Consider the following 16,536-nt stretch of genomic DNA (forward strand, 5'->3'; position numbering starts at 1 on the left):
CCCGCAGAGCACGCTGCGACGTCGACCCGCCCGGTTCGACGCAAGTGCCATCGCACACCACGAGCACGCTATCACCACTGCAGTCGCCCAGATACACCGCGACGTCCGTCTGCACGGGAGAGCTATGTTGCGACAAGCCCGGGGCATCACACATCAATAGTCCTCTCGGCTCTCGATTCGCCTCATGGCGTGCCCTTGCCGACGCGCTCATATGTGACACTTTTGCTACCCACCTGAATTCGCCTGGTAATACGTCGTCGGCCAGTGGTCACGACTGCCACCATCGGTATCTGCGTGGAGACGCCAGAGTTGTAATCTCTGGCGAGGGTGCCCGGACCGACATCAATGCCGAGCTTTCTGAAAACCTCGGCAGCTATGGCCTCAAATGGGGCCGCAGGCGCGTAACGGCCTGTAAATCGATTCGTCCTCGTTTTCGCGTATATTCCATGCCCTACGCGCACAAGGCGCCCAGTGTCGACCAAGATGCGCAGCACTCGCGTTAGTTGAGATGAACTTCCCAACTTCGCGAGTTCTGACCGGAGTACGACGACACCTGTCCGTCGCCGGATGGAGCGCGTCACTCGGTCCTTTAGCAGGGACTTACTTGTAGCCTTCCGGCCCATATCATCACGTGCGCCCAAACCGGCGGAAGGTAGCGTCGAGAACCCGTGCTGCCACATCGCATACCTCCGTTACCGAAACTGCCGGCAAGAAAGGCGTCCCGCGCTCCGTCCAAAAAAGCAGCAAATCGATTGTTACGCTGTCTTGAGCGGAGACCTCTAGAGTCGGAATCGCGGCATCAAGAATGTCGAAGCTCGGATGTGTAAGCGTTTCAAGCGTCACCCCACTAGCGGCTGCTAGCTCAAGGCAGCAAAAATATATGCACTCGAACGCAAGGCAAAAGCGCGCGTGCAGAGATAGCGAATCCGTTCTGGCGTCGCGCAGAAGTGCCCCGCACGCAAGAAGGCGAGGACGTATGCATTCGAGGCACTGGCCACGTCGTTGGGTCGCATCAATCTTCGTCTGGTCGGGGAGGATTTCCGTCACCTGCATTTGTGGCCTCGTGCGACCACCCGCGGGACTGAGTTTTCATTGCTAGCGCCCACAGCTTGCTGCCGCGAAAGTGAGGCGGCCGCTGACACCGAGCGACACCGTCGTGGAGAGAGTCGGAGCCCAGCCTGTCCGCCACAATGGAATAGGCGCCGGTTGGCATTCGGGACCTTCACTAACAGCTTCAGCATCCTGCCTAGCATCCTCAAACGATTGCGCGACGTCGATGGCACGTCATTCCTGCAAAAAAGCGCGCTCTGCCCTGCCTCGCAAAGGCAGAGCGCGAATTGTTGAGCCGTCCCACATGCAAGTCGTCTATTCAGGCATGTGCGCCCATCGCCTAAAGTCTAAAACGAAATATATGCAATGTAAAGATTGGCAATTTATAAATTGCCACTTTATACAGGGTGGATTCACGGCATGCGATAGGCGATGCTCCTGTCGCATATGGAAGACACCACAACACCCCAGCAGAAGGCCGCGCGGCTGCGGCTTGCTACAAATCTAAAGCTGCTGCGAGGCAAACTTGGGCTATCGCAAGAGGTGCTCGCGGACCGCGTGGGATTGCACCGGAATCATCTAGGCCAGATTGAACGAGGGTCGGCGAACGTAACTTTGGACAATTTGGTCTCGCTCGCCAATGCGCTCGGAGTCCAAGAATCGCTCTTGCTTGTAGAACCTACTGAGCAACCGGTACCTATCAAGGTCGGCCGAAAGAAAAGAACTGATGTCAGAGGCGCCCCCTAAGACCACGGGGAAACATCTAAAACCGAGTGCCGGTCATCCAACTGTCAACGACATCGGCGCGCCAGCGCAAGAGCTCTCGGTCGTACAGCGGAGCACGCGGCGGAAGCAGCCAAGGGTGGTGACGTGCTCGAAAAACAACCGCGCGCAAGGAAATACCCAGAACGTCTGCCAAGTCGCTGGCGTCGACGTAACGATAAACCTCAAGAGTGGTGGTATCTGGCATCCCACATCTAGCGACTGAGCTTAAATTTTAGATAGACGCTTAAGCGTCAGCGTGGCGCATCGGGCTTCGGTGCCGACTATGCTGCGCGTCACTCGTCCAAGGGGTCTACCGACCGAAGGTAAGCTGGGCGCTCATGCTGAGAGCTGACTTTTGGGTCAATCCCAACGAGCAAATATCTGGGGACAGAGTAATGGACAGACCGGACCGCTGACCCAGTAGGCTGGTACTTTTTGAGAAAGTACCGAGAGGAATTGGGCTGTAACCCAATGTCAGTGGTAGGTTGGTACTTTTTTAGGTTCCATAAAGATGTGCGCGTCACCGATGAAGTACGTGAACCAGCGCGGCGTATAACCCGTCAGCCGACCGACGAGCGACAGCAGCGCAGCCCCTTCCGTCAGGTTGAACGGCGTGCCGAGCCCGACGTCGTTGCTGCGGATGTACAGACACAGCGAAATCTCGCGCTTCGTGACGTTCGGCAGGAACTGGTACAGCAGATGGCACGCGGGCAGCGCGATCTGGTCGAGTACGGCCGGATTCCACGCGTGAAACAGAATGCGGCGATCGGCCGGGTTCTCCATGATCGTGTCGAGACACTGGCGCAACTGGTCGATCGCCTTGTACAGCAGCACCTTCGGCGCGCCGTCCTCGTCGAAGCGCGTGACGATCCGGAAACCGCGGCGCGTCGCGTCGGCGACCTGCGCGTCGGCGCCCGCGTCGAGCACCTTGTAGCCGGGCCACTGGCGCCATTGCACGCCGTACACGTCGCCCAAGTCGTCGACGCCCTGGCGGTACGGGTTCGCGAGCCACTGCGCATTGTCGTTCGCGTTCGCGTCCCACACCTTGCAGCCGAGCGCGCGGAAATCGGCCGCGCTGCGCGACGCCCGCAGGAAGCCGACCAGTTCGCCGATCGCGGACTTGAACGCGAGCTTCTTGGTCGTCACGGCCGGGAAACCTTGCTGCAGGTCGAACCGCAGCATCGCACCGGGCATGCTGATGGTGCGGATGCCCGTGCGGTTCTCCTGCCAGGTGCCGGTGTCGAGGATGGTGCGAACGAGGTCGAGGTACTGTTTCATGCGGGTTCCTTCGGCCGCGAGGGCGGCCGTCACCCGCCAATTTTAGCAAGCGTGACGCGGAACCTCCGGCAACGGCGCCGAAAACCCTCCCAGCGGGTCGCTGCGATCGCGCATGCCATGCGCGCACATCAGCCGGTACAGCGTGACACGCGACACGCCGAGTTCGCGCGCCGCATCGGCGAAACGGCCGCGGTGGCGCAGCAGCGCCTGCTCGATCGCCTGCCGTTCGGCCGCTTCCCGCGCCTCGGTCAGCGAGACGGGCGCCAGGATCGCGAATTCGTTGAGTTCGAGATCGGCTGCGGTAATCATCCGGCCCTCCGACATCACGATCGCGCGGCGCACGCGATTGATCAGCTCGCGCACGTTGCCGGGCCACGAATAGCCGTACAGCGCGGCGATCGCATCCGGCGAGAAGCCACGCAGGCGGCGATGCGCATCACCCTTGAAACGCTCGAGCATGTGGCGCGCCAGCAACTCGATATCCTTGCCGCGCGCGCGCAGCGGCGGCTCCTCGATCTTCAGCACGCACAGCCGATGGAACAGGTCCTCGCGGAACAGCCCGTCGCGCAGCGCCGCTTCCATGTTCACGTGCGTCGCGCAGATCACGCGCACGTCGACCGGCACCGACACATGCGCGCCGAGCCGCTCGATCTTGCCTTCCTGCAGGAATCGCAGCAGGCTCGCCTGGCTCTCGAGCGGCAGGTCGCCGATCTCGTCGAGAAACAGCGTGCCGCCGTTCGCGGCCTCGACACGGCCGATCTTGCGCTGGTTCGCGCCCGTAAAAGCGCCGCGCTCATAGCCGAACAGCTCGGCTTGCAGCAGCGTCGACGGAATCGCACCGCAATTGATCGCGACGAACGGCGCCTGCGCGCGCGCCGAGCGCTCGTGGATCGCAACGGCCGTCAGTTCCTTGCCGGTACCCGATTCGCCGGAGATGAACACCGGCGCATCGGTCGTGGCGACGCGCCGGATCGTCCTGAAGAGTCCGAGCATCGCGTCGCAGGTGCCGACCATCTCGCCTTCGGCGCGCCCGGCGCCGACGGGCGCCGCCACCGGGTCGGTCAGTGCGACCATGCCGTGCGCATGGCCGATGGTCTCGACGATGCGCGACGCCTCGTACGGCATCGTCACGTAGTCGAAGCAATAGTCGCGAATGAGATGCCGCAGCGACGCGTCCTGCAACTGCCCACGCCGGGTCGCCGCGATCCAGCCGATGTGCTGGATGCTCAGACACGTTTCGAGTTCGCGCAGATCCGCGGGCCGAAAGCCCGGCGAGAAATCAAGCAGGCCGGCGGTTGCCACGCCGTGCTGCACGACACGCCGCACGTCGCGTGCGCTTTCCGCAAGATCGACGCGCCACCCGCATTCGTCGAAACGCCCGCGCAACGCGTCGTTCGGCTCGCGCGAGAAATAGATCACATGCCGCTGCTCGGCTCCCATATGCCCACCCCGTTCATCAACCGTCTAACGATTGCAGCACACGCCAAGTCGCGTGCTAAAGGATCGAACCGGGTCAGCCGAAGCGGCTCGATTCGCCATGCCGATGCGCGGCGACGACCAGCCTCGCATGATGGCGCTTGTCTCGCGTCCAGTTATTTTTGGGTCACGACGGCTTAGTTATAGGCGCTGAATACGACAAACCGATTGCAGCGCAAATGGGCGAGCGGCCGAATCGCTCAATGGTCGACGTTTATCAATCATCTGCACATAAGCACACGCGCAGTGACGCGTACCTGCATCGACACACGCCCAGATTTTCATCCTTGAAGCGTATCGAATGAATCCGCAGTACTCCCAAGCCCCTTCGTTTCACGCCTGAAACATTTCCCGGCGTTTTCGATTGCGATTCACGATGCTCCCCCGCGAATCGCAGACGCGACAATGCTCTTCGCCCGATGGCATGTATTTCGCTGAATGTGCAACGGATCGGAGAAGGCAGCCATGCGAACACTTTTTTCACGGTCTTGTGTGCAGATGACGATTGCATTCGCGCTCGCGTGTCCGTTCATGCCGGCCCGCGCGGAAGAAAGCGCGCGGCCCGAACGCGCGATGCTGCTTGCCGATAACGCGCCGCACACGCAACAGGACAACCGCATCGGTATCGTGCCGGTCGCCGCACCCCAACCGCGTTCGTCGAGCAAGACATGGGTGACGCTGTGGGACGAGCTCGCCCCGCCTACTCCGCTGCCGGTACCGATTCCTGTTCCGCTTCCCGGCAACGCACAGCATGCGATGGAGGGAAACGCCGGAAACCGCGTGCATCAATAATCTGCTCACGACGCCACATGCCGCTCAATTGATGAGGATTACAGACGAGCGAGATGAGTCAGGTCAATTCACACAGCGCCGATATCTCGACGCGAACCGTTTTTGTGTCCGTCCCCCGGCGGGCACTCTTTTTATTCAGGACATTACGGCGCAAAGGCCGCACCTCGTCGCCACCGTCGGCGAGGTGCGGCGGACCGGAATCTGCCAAACCGCCCGCGCATCCGCATCGATGCGGTCGCGCGCCGCCATTCCGGTAGAATCGGCGCCATTCCGGTTCTCCTCTTCTCCGACCTTCATGACGACGTTGACCCTGATCGTCGCGCGCGCCCGCAACGGCATCATCGGCCGCGACAACCAGTTGCCCTGGAAACTTCCCGAGGACCTCGCGTTCTTCAAGCGCACGACGATGGGCGCGCCGATCGTGATGGGCCGCAAGACCCACGAGTCGATCGGCCGGCCGCTGCCGGGCCGCCGCAATATCGTCGTCACGCGCGACGCAGCGCGCCGCTTCGACGGCTGCGACACCGTCACGTCGCTCGCCGATGCGCTCGCGCTCGCCGCGCGCGACGGGGTGGCCGAAGCATTCCTGATCGGCGGCGCACAGCTCTATGCGGAAGGTCTGGAACTCGCCGACAAGCTGGTCGTCACCGAGATCGACGCGGACTTCGACGGCGATGCGTCGTTCCCGGCGCCCGATCCCGCGCACTGGCAAGAAGTGTCGCGCGATCCGCACCAGGCCGCCGCGCCGAACACGTTCGGCTATGCGTTCGTCGTCTACGCGCGCAAGCGCGACTGACACGCGGCACACGACAAAAAGCCCGACCGGCGCACTCACGCCAGTCGGGCTTTTTCGTTTCATGGCGGCCGACGCCGCGCCGCTTACTGGCCGGCGATCGTCATCTGCTCGATCAGCACCGAGCCCGTTTCCTTCGTACCGCGCACGATCGAATCCGCGCCGATCGCGACAATATGCCGGAACATCTCCTGCAACGTGCTCGCGACGGTGATTTCCTCGACCGGATATTGGATCACGCCGTTCTCGACCCAGAAGCCGGCCGCGCCGCGCGAATAGTCGCCGGTCACGTAGTTCACGCCCTGCCCCATCAGCTCCGTCAACAGCAGGCCCGTGCCGAGCTTCTTCAGCATCGCGTCGAAATCATCGCCCGGCTGCGTGTTCGAACTGCGCAGCGCGAGGTTGTGCGAACCGCCCGCGTTGCCGGTCGTCTGCGTGCCGAGCTTGCGCGCCGAATAGGTCGACAGGAAGTAGCCTTCGACGACACCGTCGCTGACGACGCTGCGCGCACGCGTGCGCACGCCTTCCTCGTCGAACGGCGCGCTGCCCATTGCACGCGGCACGTGCGGATCCTCGACGACCTGCACGTGCGGTGCGAACACCGGCTTGCCGAGGCTGTCGACGAGGAACGACGTCTTGCGGTACAGCGCGCCGCCGCTGACGGCCTGCACGAATGCGCCGAGCAGGCCGGCCGCGAGCGGCGCCTCGAACAGCACGGGCACCTTGCGGGTGTCGAGACGGCGCGCGCCCATCCGCGCCAGCGCACGCTCGGCCGCATAGCGCCCGACGGCTTCCGGCGCAGCGAGGTCGACCGCGCTGCGCTTCGACGAATACCAGTCGTCCCGCTGCATGTGGCGGCCGGTGCCCGCGATCGGCGCACACGCGATGTAGTGGCGCGAGTACGGGTAGCCGGCAAGGAAGCCGCGCGACGTCGCGAGCACGAACTGCGAATGCTGCGCCGACACGCTCGCGCCTTCCGAGTTGCGGATCTGCGGACTGACCGCGAACGCGGCGTCCTCCGCGCGACGGGCGAGCTCGACGGCCTCATCGGCCGTCAGCGCCCACGGGTGGTAGAGATCGAGGTCGCGCGGGTCGGTTTCGAGCAGCTCGGCCTCGGCGAGGCCGGCCGCGTCGTCCTCGGCCGTGAAGCGCGCGATGTTGTACGCGGCGGCGACGGTATCCTTGATCGCGGCCGGCGAGAAGTCCGACGTGCTCGCGTTGCCGCGCTTCTTGCCGATGAACACCGTCACGCCGACCATCTTGTCGCGGTTGTGTTCGATCGTCTCGACCTCGCCGCGGCGCACCGACACCGACAGGCCGTCGCCTTCGGAGATTTCGGTCGCGGCGTCCGTCGCGCCGAGCGCCTTCGCATGGCGAAGGATGTCCGAGGCAATTTCTTTGAGCTGGTCCTGCGTGTGCGGGAAATAGCGCGCTTGTACGTCGAGATTGGCTGCCATCGTCGTGATATCCGGTGGCGGGCGAGCCGCCCGCATGTTCAAAATGTTGCGTATCCCGCGATCATAGCAAGGTCCGGGGCCGCATACCGACAAGCTTGGGGTGTTCGCGCCGCGATACAATGCCGCCCATGACACGCAAAACCCGAATCCAGCCGATCGAGCATGCCGACGACGACGTCGGCAACGGCTACGATCGCCCCAGCAAATCCCAGTTGAAACGCGAGATGCACGCGCTGCAGGAGCTCGGCCAGGCCTTGGTCGACCTGCCGAAGGACGCGCTCAAGCGCATGCCGATGCCCGAGGACCTCGCCGACGCCGTGCGCGAGGCACGTCGGATCACCGACCACGAAGGCAAGCGCCGCCAGCTCCAGTACGTCGGCCGCGTGATGCGCTCGCTGACCGAGGATGAAACGGCCGCGCTGCGCACCGCGCTGGACGCCCAGCGAGGCGTGAACAAGGCCGCGACCGCTCGCCTGCACTGGATCGAGCGCACGCGCGAACAGCTGCTCGCCAACGACGACGCGCTGACCGAATTCCTCCGCCAGCACCCCGAAGCCGACATCCAGGAAGGCCGCACGCTGATCCGCAACGCGCGCAAGGAAGCGCAGCAAGGCAAGCCGCCGCGCTATTTCCGCGAGCTGTTCCAGTGGATCAAAACCGCGAGCGGTACGCCCGACGGGGATGACGAAGCGGCCGACGACGCCGGAGACGACCATGACGACGAAGCGTAACCACCCGGACGAGCTCGTGGTCGGCCTCGTGTCGATCAGCGACCGCGCGAGCACGGGTGTTTATGAGGACAAGGGCATTCCGGCGCTGCAGGAATGGCTCGCCGGCGCATTGCGCTCGCCGTGGCGCGCCGAAACCCGGCTGATCCAGGACGACGCGCCGACGATCTCCGCCACGCTGGCAGAACTCGTCGACGTGGCAGGCTGCGATCTGGTGCTGACGACCGGCGGCACCGGCCCGGCGCGGCGCGACGTGACGCCGGAAGCCACGCTGGCCGTTGCGACGAAGGAAATGCCGGGATTCGGCGAACAGATGCGGCAGATCAGCCTGAATTTCGTGCCGACCGCGATCCTGTCGCGACAGGTCGCGGTGATCCGCGAGACGGCCGACCACGCGGCCCTGATCATCAACCTGCCCGGCCAGCCGAAGTCGATCCGGGAAACGCTCGAAGGGCTGCGCGACGCCGACGGCAAGTCGACCGTGCCCGGCATCTTCGCGGCCGTGCCCTACTGCATCGACCTGATCGGCGGCCCGTACATCGAGACCGACGCCGCAGTGGTCGCGGCGTTCCGGCCGAAGAGCGCTCAACGCGCGCCGCGCTGAGCGCGTGCCGGCCCGCTCAGGCGGCCGGTGCGGACTCGCCTGCCGGCGCCGACGCGGCCGGAATCAGGAAATGCTCGCGGTAGTACTTCAGTTCGTCGATCGACTCGTGGATGTCCGCGAGTGCCGTGTGCATCGCGCGCTTCTGGAAGCCCTTGTAGATCGCGGGCTGCCAGCGGCGGCACAGCTCTTTCAGCGTGCTGACGTCGAGATTGCGGTAGTGGAAGAATTTCTCGAATTCCGGCATCCAGCGCGCCATGAAACGGCGATCCTGGCAGATCGAATTGCCGCACATCGGCGACTTGCCGGGCGATACGTACTGCGCGAGGAACGCCTGCAGCTGCGCGGCGGCGTCCGCCTCGGTCACGGTCGACGCGCGCACGCGGTCGATCAGGCCCGAGCGGCCGTGCGTCGACTTGTTCCAGTCGTCCATCTTCGCGAGCGTTTCGTCGCTCTGGTGGATCGCGAACACGGGGCCTTCGACGGCGATGTCGAGCGTGGAATTGGTCACGACGACCGCGATTTCGATGATGCGGTCGTTATCCGGGTCGAGGCCCGTCATCTCCATGTCGAGCCAGACGAGGTTCAACTCGTTGCGCACGAGCGCGGGCTGGCTGGCGGAAGCGGCGGTATCGGTCATGAGTCATCCTGGAAAATGGCGGACGGCGCGCGGCGCCGCCCGGGCGGCCGGCATCGCGTGAGCGGGCCCGGTCCGCAAGAACATATAATTCTCGCATAGAACCCTTTGGCGCCTTCGATGTCACCCTTTTCGTTCACCCTGCTGTTCGCGCTCGCCGTGCTCGCGATGGTCGTTACCAAGCTGTGGCTCGCGTCGCGGCAGATCCGCTTCGTCGCCGCGCACCGCAACGGCGTGCCCGCGCAGTTCAGCGCCACCATTCCGCTGACCGCCCACCAGCGCGCGGCCGACTACACGGTCGAGCGCACCCGGCTGGCGATGTTTGAAATTGTTGTCAGCGCGGCCGTGCTGGTCGGCCTCACGCTGCTCGGCGGCGTCGGTGCCCTCGACACGCTGCTGACGGGCTGGTTTGGCCGCGGCTACGGGCAGCAGGTCGCGCTCGTCGCCGCCGTGCTCGCAACCATGAGCGTGATCGACGTGCCGTTCGAGTATTACCGCCAGTTCGGGATCGAACAGCGGTTCGGCTTCAACCGCATGACCAAGCGCCTGTTCTTCACCGACATGCTGAAGAACACGCTGCTCGGCGCCGTGCTCGGCCTGCCGCTCCTGTTCGTCGTGCTGTGGCTGATGAACCAGGCCGGCAGCCTGTGGTGGCTGTGGACCTGGATCGTCTGGGTCGCATTCCAGATGCTCGTGCTGCTGATCTACCCGACCTTCATCGCGCCGATCTTCAACAAGTTCGAACCGCTGAAGGACGAAGCGCTGCGCACGCGCATAGAGTCGCTGATGAAACGGTGCGGCTTCGCGGCGAAGGGCCTGTTCGTGATGGACGGCAGCCGCCGTTCCGCGCACGGCAACGCGTATTTCACGGGCTTCGGCGCATCGAAGCGGATCGTGTTCTTCGACACGCTGCTCGCGCGGCTGTCCGGCCAGGAGATCGAGGCGGTGCTCGCGCACGAACTCGGCCACTTCAAGCGCCGCCACGTAATGAAGCGGATGCTCGTGTCGTTCGTGCTGAGTCTCGTGCTGCTCGCGCTACTCGGCTGGCTCGCGCAGCGCACGTGGTTCTACACGGGGCTCGGCGTCACGCCTTCGCTCGACACGAGCAACGCGGGCGCCGCGCTCGTGCTGTTCTTCCTCGCGATCCCCGTGTTCCTGTTTTTCGCGACGCCGTTCAGCAGCCTCACGTCGCGCAAGCATGAATTCGAGGCCGACGCGTTCGCGGCCAGCCAGACCGACGCGCAGGATCTCATCAGCGCGCTCGTGAAGCTTTACGAGGACAACGCGTCGACCCTCACGCCTGACCCGGTCTACACGGCCTTCTACTACTCGCATCCGCCGGCGTCGCAGCGGATCGACCGCCTGATGCAGCACGCATGAGCCGGCCGACCTCCCGCAAGCCGGCTCCGCGCGCATCAGGCGCGTCGCGTGTCGAAGGCCGCGTGATCGCGGCGCACGGCCGCCACTACATCGTCGCACCCGACGACGGCGGCCCGATGCTGCAGTGCTTCCCCCGCGGCAAGAAAAGCGAGATCGCGGTCGGCGACCGCGTCGTGTACGAACAGGCGTCGGCGGACCAGGGCGTGATCGTCGAGATCGGCGAGCGGCGCAACCTGCTGTACCGTTCCGACCAGTTCAAGTCGAAGCTGTTCGCGGCCAACCTCGACCAGCTGCTGATCGTGCTCGCAACCGAGCCCTATTTCAGCGAGGACCTCCTCGGCCGCGCGCTGATCGCGGCCGAAGCGAACGAATTGAAGCCGCTCGTCGTGCTGAACAAGATCGACGTCGAGGCCGCGCTGCCGGTCGCCCGCGAGCGCCTCGCGCCCTACCGCGCGCTCGGCTACGACGTGCTCGAACTGTCGGTGAAGGGCTCGCCCGACGATGCGCGCGCGCAACTGATGCCGCATCTGGCCGGGCATTCGACGATCCTGCTCGGCCAGTCCGGGATGGGCAAGTCGACGCTCGTGAACCTGCTCGTGCCCGATGCCGAAGCCGCGACCCGCGAAATCTCGGCCGCGCTCAACAGCGGCCGCCATACGACGACGTTCACGCGCCTCTACCCGCTCGAAGGCGGCGGCGCACTGATCGATTCGCCGGGCTTCCAGGAATTCGGCCTCTACCACCTGACGGAAGGCCGCCTCGAGCGCGCGTTCCCGGAATTCCGCCCGCTGCTCGCGGACTGCCGTTTCTATAATTGTCATCATCTGCACGAGCCGGGCTGCGCGATTCTCGAAGCCGTCTCCGACGGCCGCATTTCACCGTCGCGGCATGCGCTTTACGCACAGCTCGTGCACGAGGCAAGCCAGATCGTCCGCTGACCGCACGGCGGACAGAAGGCGGCCGGGGCCGGCCCGGCCTTCACCGACAGGAGCCGCGATGCGTTTCAGGGCCCCCGATCTCGCCACCGCGCAGCATTGGGCGAATGTGCTGCAGGTGGCCGGCATCGGCTGCGAATTGCACAACTGCTACGCGACCGGCGCGCTCGGCGGCTTGCCCGCCGACGCTTGCGCCCCCGAGCTGTGGCTCGACGACGAGCGCGACGATGCACTCGCCCGGCGGCTCCTCGATGCGGCGTCGCACGGCCCGTCGGCCGGCGCCGTTCCGTGGCGCTGCCGCCAATGCGGCGAGGCGCTGGAGGCCCAGTTCACCGCCTGCTGGCAATGCGGCGCCGTACGCGATCCGCTCGACGACTGAGCGGACTGACCGGACGCACAGCAAAAAGGCCGGCATGAAGCCGGCCTTTTCGTTTCATCGCGCATGTTCGCTGCCGCGTCACGACACCCAGACGGCCAGCGTCAGCATCAACAGCAGGATCATCCACAGGATCACGGCGCGCCAAACCAGGCCGACCGCGGACTGCAGCGTGCGCGGCGTGCAATCATCACCGACCGTCAACGGGCCGCTGTCACCGACCGCCAACGCGTCGAGACTCGACGGTTCCGCGAGCGGCCCCGCGAGGCGCGCGCCAAGCGCGCCGCTGCCGGCCGCGAGCAGCACGCCATCGTTCGGGTCGGGCCACTGGCGCGTGTGATTGCGCCACGCGTAGATCGCATCCTCGAAGTTGCCGACGATCGCGAAGCCGAGCGCGGTCAGTCGCGACGGAATCCAGTCGATCACGAAGAACGCGCGCTGCGCGAACGTCGAGAACGCGGCCGTGCGATCGTCGCCCGGCGTCGACCAGCTGCGCGCGAGATATTCGGAGATGCGGTACAGCACGGCTCCGGCCGGACCGATCGGCAGCACGTACCAGAAGAACACGCCGAACACGTGGCGATGGGACGCAACGACCGCATGAATCAGCGTATGGCGGACGATTTCACCGACCGGCATGTCGACCGTATCGAGGCCCGTCCACTCGTGCAGGATTTCACGCGCGCGCGGCACGTCGTCGTTGTTAAGCGCGAGATGGATATCGGTGAAGTAGTGGCTGAACTGGCGGAAGCCGAGCGTGAAATACACGACGACGACGTTCCAGATGAACGCGAGCACGAAGCTCACCTTGAACAGCAGGAAGTAGATCAGCGCGACGACCAGAACCCACGGCAGCACGACTGCGATCCATGCGAGCAGGCCATGCTTTTGCTTGCCGGCGTCGAGGCCATGGGCGACGGTTTCCGCATGAAACTGGAACAGCGCGAACACCGGATTGCTCGGCGACAACGCGCGGACCTGTTCGATGATGAGGGCGAGAAGAACCGAAAAGAAAGTCATGCGTGGTGCCGTCTTCGGAGTTATGTCATTTTTTGCATAACGATAGCACAGCGTAAGGGGCGCATGGCTGCCGACGCGACGGGCCGGCAGCCGGCCGCGTGCGCAGGTTAGGGTGGGATGCTATCCGGCTGCCAAGAAGCGGTACAGATTGCGCAACATGCCGGCAGTTGCGCCCCAGATGAAGTAATACCCGGCCGATTCGCCGTTCGGATAGGGCATCGCAAAAAAACGACGCTCGCCGCCTTCCCAGCGGAACACGCGCACCTGGTGGTTCGACGGACTCATCAGGAACGCGAGCGGCACCTCGAAAATCTCGGCAACTTCGAACGTGTCGGCCTGCACGGTGAACGGGGGATGCACGAGACTCACGACGGGCGTCACGCAGAAGCCGGTCCCCGTCAGGTAGTCGGGTAGCGCACCGAGAATCTCCACCGGTTCGGCGGCCAGGCCGATTTCTTCCTTCGCCTCGCGCAACGCGGTCGCCGTCGCATCGCGATCGAACGGCTCGCGGCGACCACCGGGAAAGCTGATCTGCCCGGCATGGTCGTTCAGGTGATCGGCGCGCTGGGTCAGCAGCACCGTGAGACCGCTCTCGCGAACGACGAGCGGGATGAGGACGGCAGCGCTGCGCGGATCGACGCCCTCCTGCAGCCGTACCTCTCCGGGCTCGACGCTCCATTCGAGCGTGCGCGCGAAACGCTCGCGCAGCCCGGGCGGCGTCATCAAGCGGGATTCGATGGACGGCAGGCCGGCGCCGGTGCCTTCGACCGGCAGCACTTCGGGATCAATGATGGGGCGGCGATTCAATCGGGGTCTCGAGTTCGTGACGTATCGAGCATATTGTCGCGCCAGAATGAAAAAAGCACCCGGGTGGGTGCTTTTTCCTTACAGCTCTTACTCTTGGGAAGCTGCTGCGGCGCGATCCTTCGACACCAGCTTTTCCTTGATTCGAGCCGACTTGCCCGAACGCTCGCGCAGGTAGTACAGCTTCGCACGACGCACATCACCGCGACGCTTCACGACGATGCTCGCCAGCAGCGGCGAGTAGGTCTGGAACGTACGCTCGACGCCTTCGCCCGACGAGATCTTGCGGACGATGAAGTTCGAGTTCAGACCACGGTTGCGAATCGCGATCACGACGCCTTCGTACGCCTGAACGCGCTTGCGGTTACCTTCAACCACGTTCACGTTCACGATCACCGTGTCGCCCGGGGCGAATTCGGGGATCGTCTTGCCGGCGAGCGCGCGCTCGATCTCTTCCTGCTCAAGTTTTGCAATCAGATTCATCACTGACTCCTAAAACCATCTTGTCGGCGTTTGCACCCGCCTGCTTCCAGGCTTGGCCCCGATAGAGGATGGATTCACATCAGGCGCCGCGCACGCATGCACGGCACCGCCATTTCCCGCCCGCGACGCCGCCTCAGGAGGCGTTCTTCGCTTCGCGTGCGAGGTTCGCAAGCCAGGCCTCGTCGGCACGGCTCAACAACTTTTCGCGGCGCGCCCGGACGATCAGGTCCGGCCGCTTCCGCAACGTATTTCTCAATGCTTCCTGGCGCCGCCACCGCTCGATCTCGGCATGATGGCCACCGAGCAGCACGTCCGGCACGCGCATCCCCTCGTACTCCTCGGGGCGCGTGTAATGCGGACAATCAAGCAGCCCGTCGACGAAGCTGTCCTGCACGGCCGACTGCGCATCGTTCAGCACGCCGGGCAGCAGGCGCACAACGGCATCCATCATCGCCATCGCCGGCAGTTCGCCGCCGGACAGAACGAAATCGCCGAGGCTGATTTCCTCGTCAACGCAACGGTCGAGCAGACGTTGATCGATCGCCTCGTAGCGGCCACACAGCACGATGACACCCGGCTCCTGCGCCATTCGCACCGCACGTTCGTGCGTGAACGGCGCACCTTGCGGCGACATCATCACCACACGCGTGCTCGCGACGCCCTGCTCCGCCTGCGCTGCTTTCGCCGCACCGATCGCAGCCTCGAGCGGCCTGGCCAGCATCACCATGCCCGGACCGCCGCCGTACGGACGATCGTCGACCGTGCGGTAGTTGTCCGTCGTGAAATCACGCGGATTCCAGGTGCGCAGCCCGAAGCGCCCCTGCTTCACGGCACGGCTGGTGATGCCCCAGTCGGTCAGCGCGCGGAACATTTCGGGAAAGAGCGTGACGACGTCAAACTGCACCGCGCTCTCCGTAACCTGGTTCATTAGTAATCGGCTTCCCAGTCGACGACGATGCGACGTGCCGCCTGATCCACCGTTTTGACGTAGACGCCGACGAACGGAATCAGCCGTTCGCCGGTGGTCGGCCGACCATCCTTGCCGACTGCCGGATACTCGACGCGCATGATCGAATGCACGCCGTTGTCGATCATCCCGCTCACCGTCCCGAGCGCCACCGATTGCTCGTTGACGACCTCGAGGCCGATCAGGTCGACCCAATAGAATTCGTCCGCGGCCAATACCGGGAAATCTTCCCGGCGCACGAACACGCGAAAGCCGCGCAAAGCCAGCGCGGCATCGCGGTCGCTGACACCCGCGGTATGCGCGACGACAGTGTCGCCGTGCGTCTTCGACTGCAGGATGCGGGCGGACAACCGCTCCCCACCCCGTTCCAGCCACCAGCAGCGCGCGTTGAGCAACGCATCGCCGCCACGACCGGCGTCGGCATGCGTCGCCACCTTGACCCAGCCTTTCAGGCCGTAGGCGTCGACTACCGCCCCGACCTCGACAGCATCGTCGGGCCAGGCTTGCACCGCCTCGAGACTGCCCGACTCGGCAGCCTCACCGGCGCTCGCGACAGTGTCGCGCTCGACCGGCTTGCGGACGAATGCGCCAAATGACGCTCGCCCGCGCTTTGCGTTACCGGAATCGTGACCGGACATCAATGCTCCTTGCAGCCGGCACGACCGGCACACCGCGCCATGTTAGGCAGCCGGTTGCGCCTTTTGCGCTTCCTTCACGAGACGCTGAACGGTCGGCGACAGTTGCGCGCCAACGCCTTGCCAGTACGTCAGACGGTCCTGAGCGATACGCAGCGATTCGCCCTTCGTGGCGACCGGGTTGTAGAAGCCGACGCGCTCGATGAAGCGGCCGTCACGACGGTTGCGCGAATCGGTAGCGACGATGTTGTAGAACGGGCGCTTCTTCGAGCCGCCGCGAGCCAGACGGATGATAACCATATGAAATCCTTCGGGGAAACCGGGTTCGAAACTACTGAAACGTGCGATTATAGCCGGAA

At 64.5% G+C, this 16,536-nt stretch carries 18 protein-coding genes and 1 pseudogene; 8 read left to right on the forward strand and 11 right to left on the reverse strand.

Annotated features, from left to right (window positions below; translation table 11 throughout):
- Positions 1-182: 182 nt before the first annotated feature.
- Positions 183-680 (reverse strand): DUF6088 family protein, encoded by a 498-nt coding sequence (locus BTE28158_RS32505; RefSeq protein WP_219846199.1) that lies wholly within the window; start codon positions 678-680, stop codon positions 183-185.
- Between the two features lie 817 nt (positions 681-1,497).
- On the opposite strand from BTE28158_RS32505, the gene BTE28158_RS15105 reads away from it, so the two are divergent.
- Positions 1,498-1,797 (forward strand): helix-turn-helix domain-containing protein, encoded by a 300-nt coding sequence (locus tag BTE28158_RS15105; RefSeq protein ID WP_239007123.1) that lies wholly within the window; start codon positions 1,498-1,500, stop codon positions 1,795-1,797.
- A gap of 525 nt (positions 1,798-2,322) precedes the next feature.
- Here the strand turns inward: BTE28158_RS15105 and BTE28158_RS15110 are convergent.
- Together BTE28158_RS15110 and BTE28158_RS15115 are read right to left on the reverse strand one after the other, a co-directional pair.
- Positions 2,323-3,093 (reverse strand): annotated as a pseudogene (locus tag BTE28158_RS15110) (thymidylate synthase); the annotation flags it as partial.
- Positions 3,094-3,135: 42 nt separating this feature from the next.
- On the reverse strand, positions 3,136-4,533 hold the full coding sequence (locus BTE28158_RS15115; protein WP_151047031.1) for a sigma-54 dependent transcriptional regulator: 1,398 nt from the start codon (positions 4,531-4,533) through the stop codon (positions 3,136-3,138).
- Between the two features lie 534 nt (positions 4,534-5,067).
- Here BTE28158_RS15115 and BTE28158_RS15120 point away from each other — a divergent pair.
- A complete protein-coding gene (locus tag BTE28158_RS15120; protein WP_239007111.1) occupies positions 5,068-5,361 on the forward strand; it encodes a hypothetical protein in 294 nt (97 codons plus the stop codon).
- Between the two features lie 295 nt (positions 5,362-5,656).
- Positions 5,657-6,157, forward strand: a complete 501-nt coding sequence (locus BTE28158_RS15125; protein ID WP_124902128.1) for a dihydrofolate reductase — start codon at positions 5,657-5,659, stop codon at positions 6,155-6,157.
- Positions 6,158-6,240: 83 nt separating this feature from the next.
- Here BTE28158_RS15125 and pmbA read toward each other — a convergent pair whose 3' ends face one another.
- Positions 6,241-7,611: a metalloprotease PmbA gene (gene pmbA, locus BTE28158_RS15130; protein ID WP_059523791.1), complete on the reverse strand. Its 1,371-nt coding sequence runs from the start codon at positions 7,609-7,611 to the stop codon at positions 6,241-6,243.
- Positions 7,612-7,739: 128 nt separating this feature from the next.
- On the opposite strand from pmbA, the gene yjgA reads away from it, so the two are divergent.
- Both yjgA and mog read left to right on the forward strand, forming a co-directional pair.
- A complete protein-coding gene (yjgA, locus tag BTE28158_RS15135; RefSeq protein ID WP_275404604.1) occupies positions 7,740-8,342 on the forward strand; it encodes a ribosome biogenesis factor YjgA in 603 nt (200 codons plus the stop codon).
- Positions 8,326-8,943: a molybdopterin adenylyltransferase gene (gene mog / locus BTE28158_RS15140; RefSeq protein WP_081259227.1), complete on the forward strand. Its 618-nt coding sequence runs from the start codon at positions 8,326-8,328 to the stop codon at positions 8,941-8,943. Before yjgA ends, mog begins: the two co-directional genes overlap by 17 nt.
- Before the next feature lie 16 nt (positions 8,944-8,959).
- Here mog and orn read toward each other — a convergent pair whose 3' ends face one another.
- The gene (gene orn / locus BTE28158_RS15145) at positions 8,960-9,580 is read right to left on the reverse strand and encodes an oligoribonuclease (RefSeq protein WP_059678659.1); all 621 of its coding nucleotides are present in this window, start codon (positions 9,578-9,580) and stop codon (positions 8,960-8,962) included.
- Positions 9,581-9,697: 117 nt separating this feature from the next.
- Between orn and BTE28158_RS15150 the strand changes: the two genes are divergently transcribed.
- Genes BTE28158_RS15150 through BTE28158_RS15160 form a run of 3 tightly spaced genes read left to right on the forward strand, consistent with a single transcriptional unit; the run spans position 9,698 to position 12,271 of the window.
- Positions 9,698-10,957: a M48 family metallopeptidase gene (locus BTE28158_RS15150; RefSeq protein WP_059599377.1), complete on the forward strand. Its 1,260-nt coding sequence runs from the start codon at positions 9,698-9,700 to the stop codon at positions 10,955-10,957.
- Positions 10,954-11,895 (forward strand): ribosome small subunit-dependent GTPase A, encoded by a 942-nt coding sequence (gene rsgA, locus BTE28158_RS15155; RefSeq protein WP_059599376.1) that lies wholly within the window; start codon positions 10,954-10,956, stop codon positions 11,893-11,895. The genes BTE28158_RS15150 and rsgA overlap by 4 nt, the downstream gene beginning before the upstream one ends.
- 58 nt (positions 11,896-11,953) lie before the next feature.
- On the forward strand, positions 11,954-12,271 hold the full coding sequence (locus tag BTE28158_RS15160) for a putative signal transducing protein (RefSeq protein ID WP_151047037.1): 318 nt from the start codon (positions 11,954-11,956) through the stop codon (positions 12,269-12,271).
- Between the two features lie 78 nt (positions 12,272-12,349).
- Here the strand turns inward: BTE28158_RS15160 and BTE28158_RS15165 are convergent, their stop codons facing one another.
- The 6 genes from BTE28158_RS15165 to rpsP form a co-directional block, all read right to left on the reverse strand.
- Positions 12,350-13,288 carry a CobD/CbiB family protein gene (locus BTE28158_RS15165; protein ID WP_059599374.1) on the reverse strand — a complete coding sequence of 313 codons (939 nt, stop codon included), beginning with the start codon at positions 13,286-13,288 and terminating at the stop codon, positions 12,350-12,352.
- A gap of 120 nt (positions 13,289-13,408) precedes the next feature.
- Positions 13,409-14,095 (reverse strand): CoA pyrophosphatase, encoded by a 687-nt coding sequence (locus BTE28158_RS15170; protein WP_151047039.1) that lies wholly within the window; start codon positions 14,093-14,095, stop codon positions 13,409-13,411.
- A gap of 87 nt (positions 14,096-14,182) precedes the next feature.
- A complete protein-coding gene (gene rplS / locus BTE28158_RS15175) occupies positions 14,183-14,575 on the reverse strand; it encodes a 50S ribosomal protein L19 (RefSeq protein WP_006753174.1) in 393 nt (130 codons plus the stop codon).
- Between the two features lie 133 nt (positions 14,576-14,708).
- The gene (gene trmD, locus BTE28158_RS15180) at positions 14,709-15,503 is read right to left on the reverse strand and encodes a tRNA (guanosine(37)-N1)-methyltransferase TrmD (protein WP_059599372.1); all 795 of its coding nucleotides are present in this window, start codon (positions 15,501-15,503) and stop codon (positions 14,709-14,711) included.
- The gene (gene rimM / locus BTE28158_RS15185; RefSeq protein WP_124902131.1) at positions 15,503-16,180 is read right to left on the reverse strand and encodes a ribosome maturation factor RimM; all 678 of its coding nucleotides are present in this window, start codon (positions 16,178-16,180) and stop codon (positions 15,503-15,505) included. The genes trmD and rimM overlap by 1 nt, the downstream gene beginning before the upstream one ends.
- Positions 16,181-16,222: 42 nt before the next feature.
- Complete coding sequence (gene rpsP, locus BTE28158_RS15190) at positions 16,223-16,477, reverse strand: 30S ribosomal protein S16 (RefSeq protein WP_006476550.1); 255 nt, start codon at positions 16,475-16,477, stop codon at positions 16,223-16,225.
- Positions 16,478-16,536 lie beyond the last annotated feature (59 nt).

Origin of the sequence: Burkholderia diffusa, assembly GCF_902499115.1 — a bacterium.
GTDB lineage: Bacteria > Pseudomonadota > Gammaproteobacteria > Burkholderiales > Burkholderiaceae > Burkholderia > Burkholderia diffusa.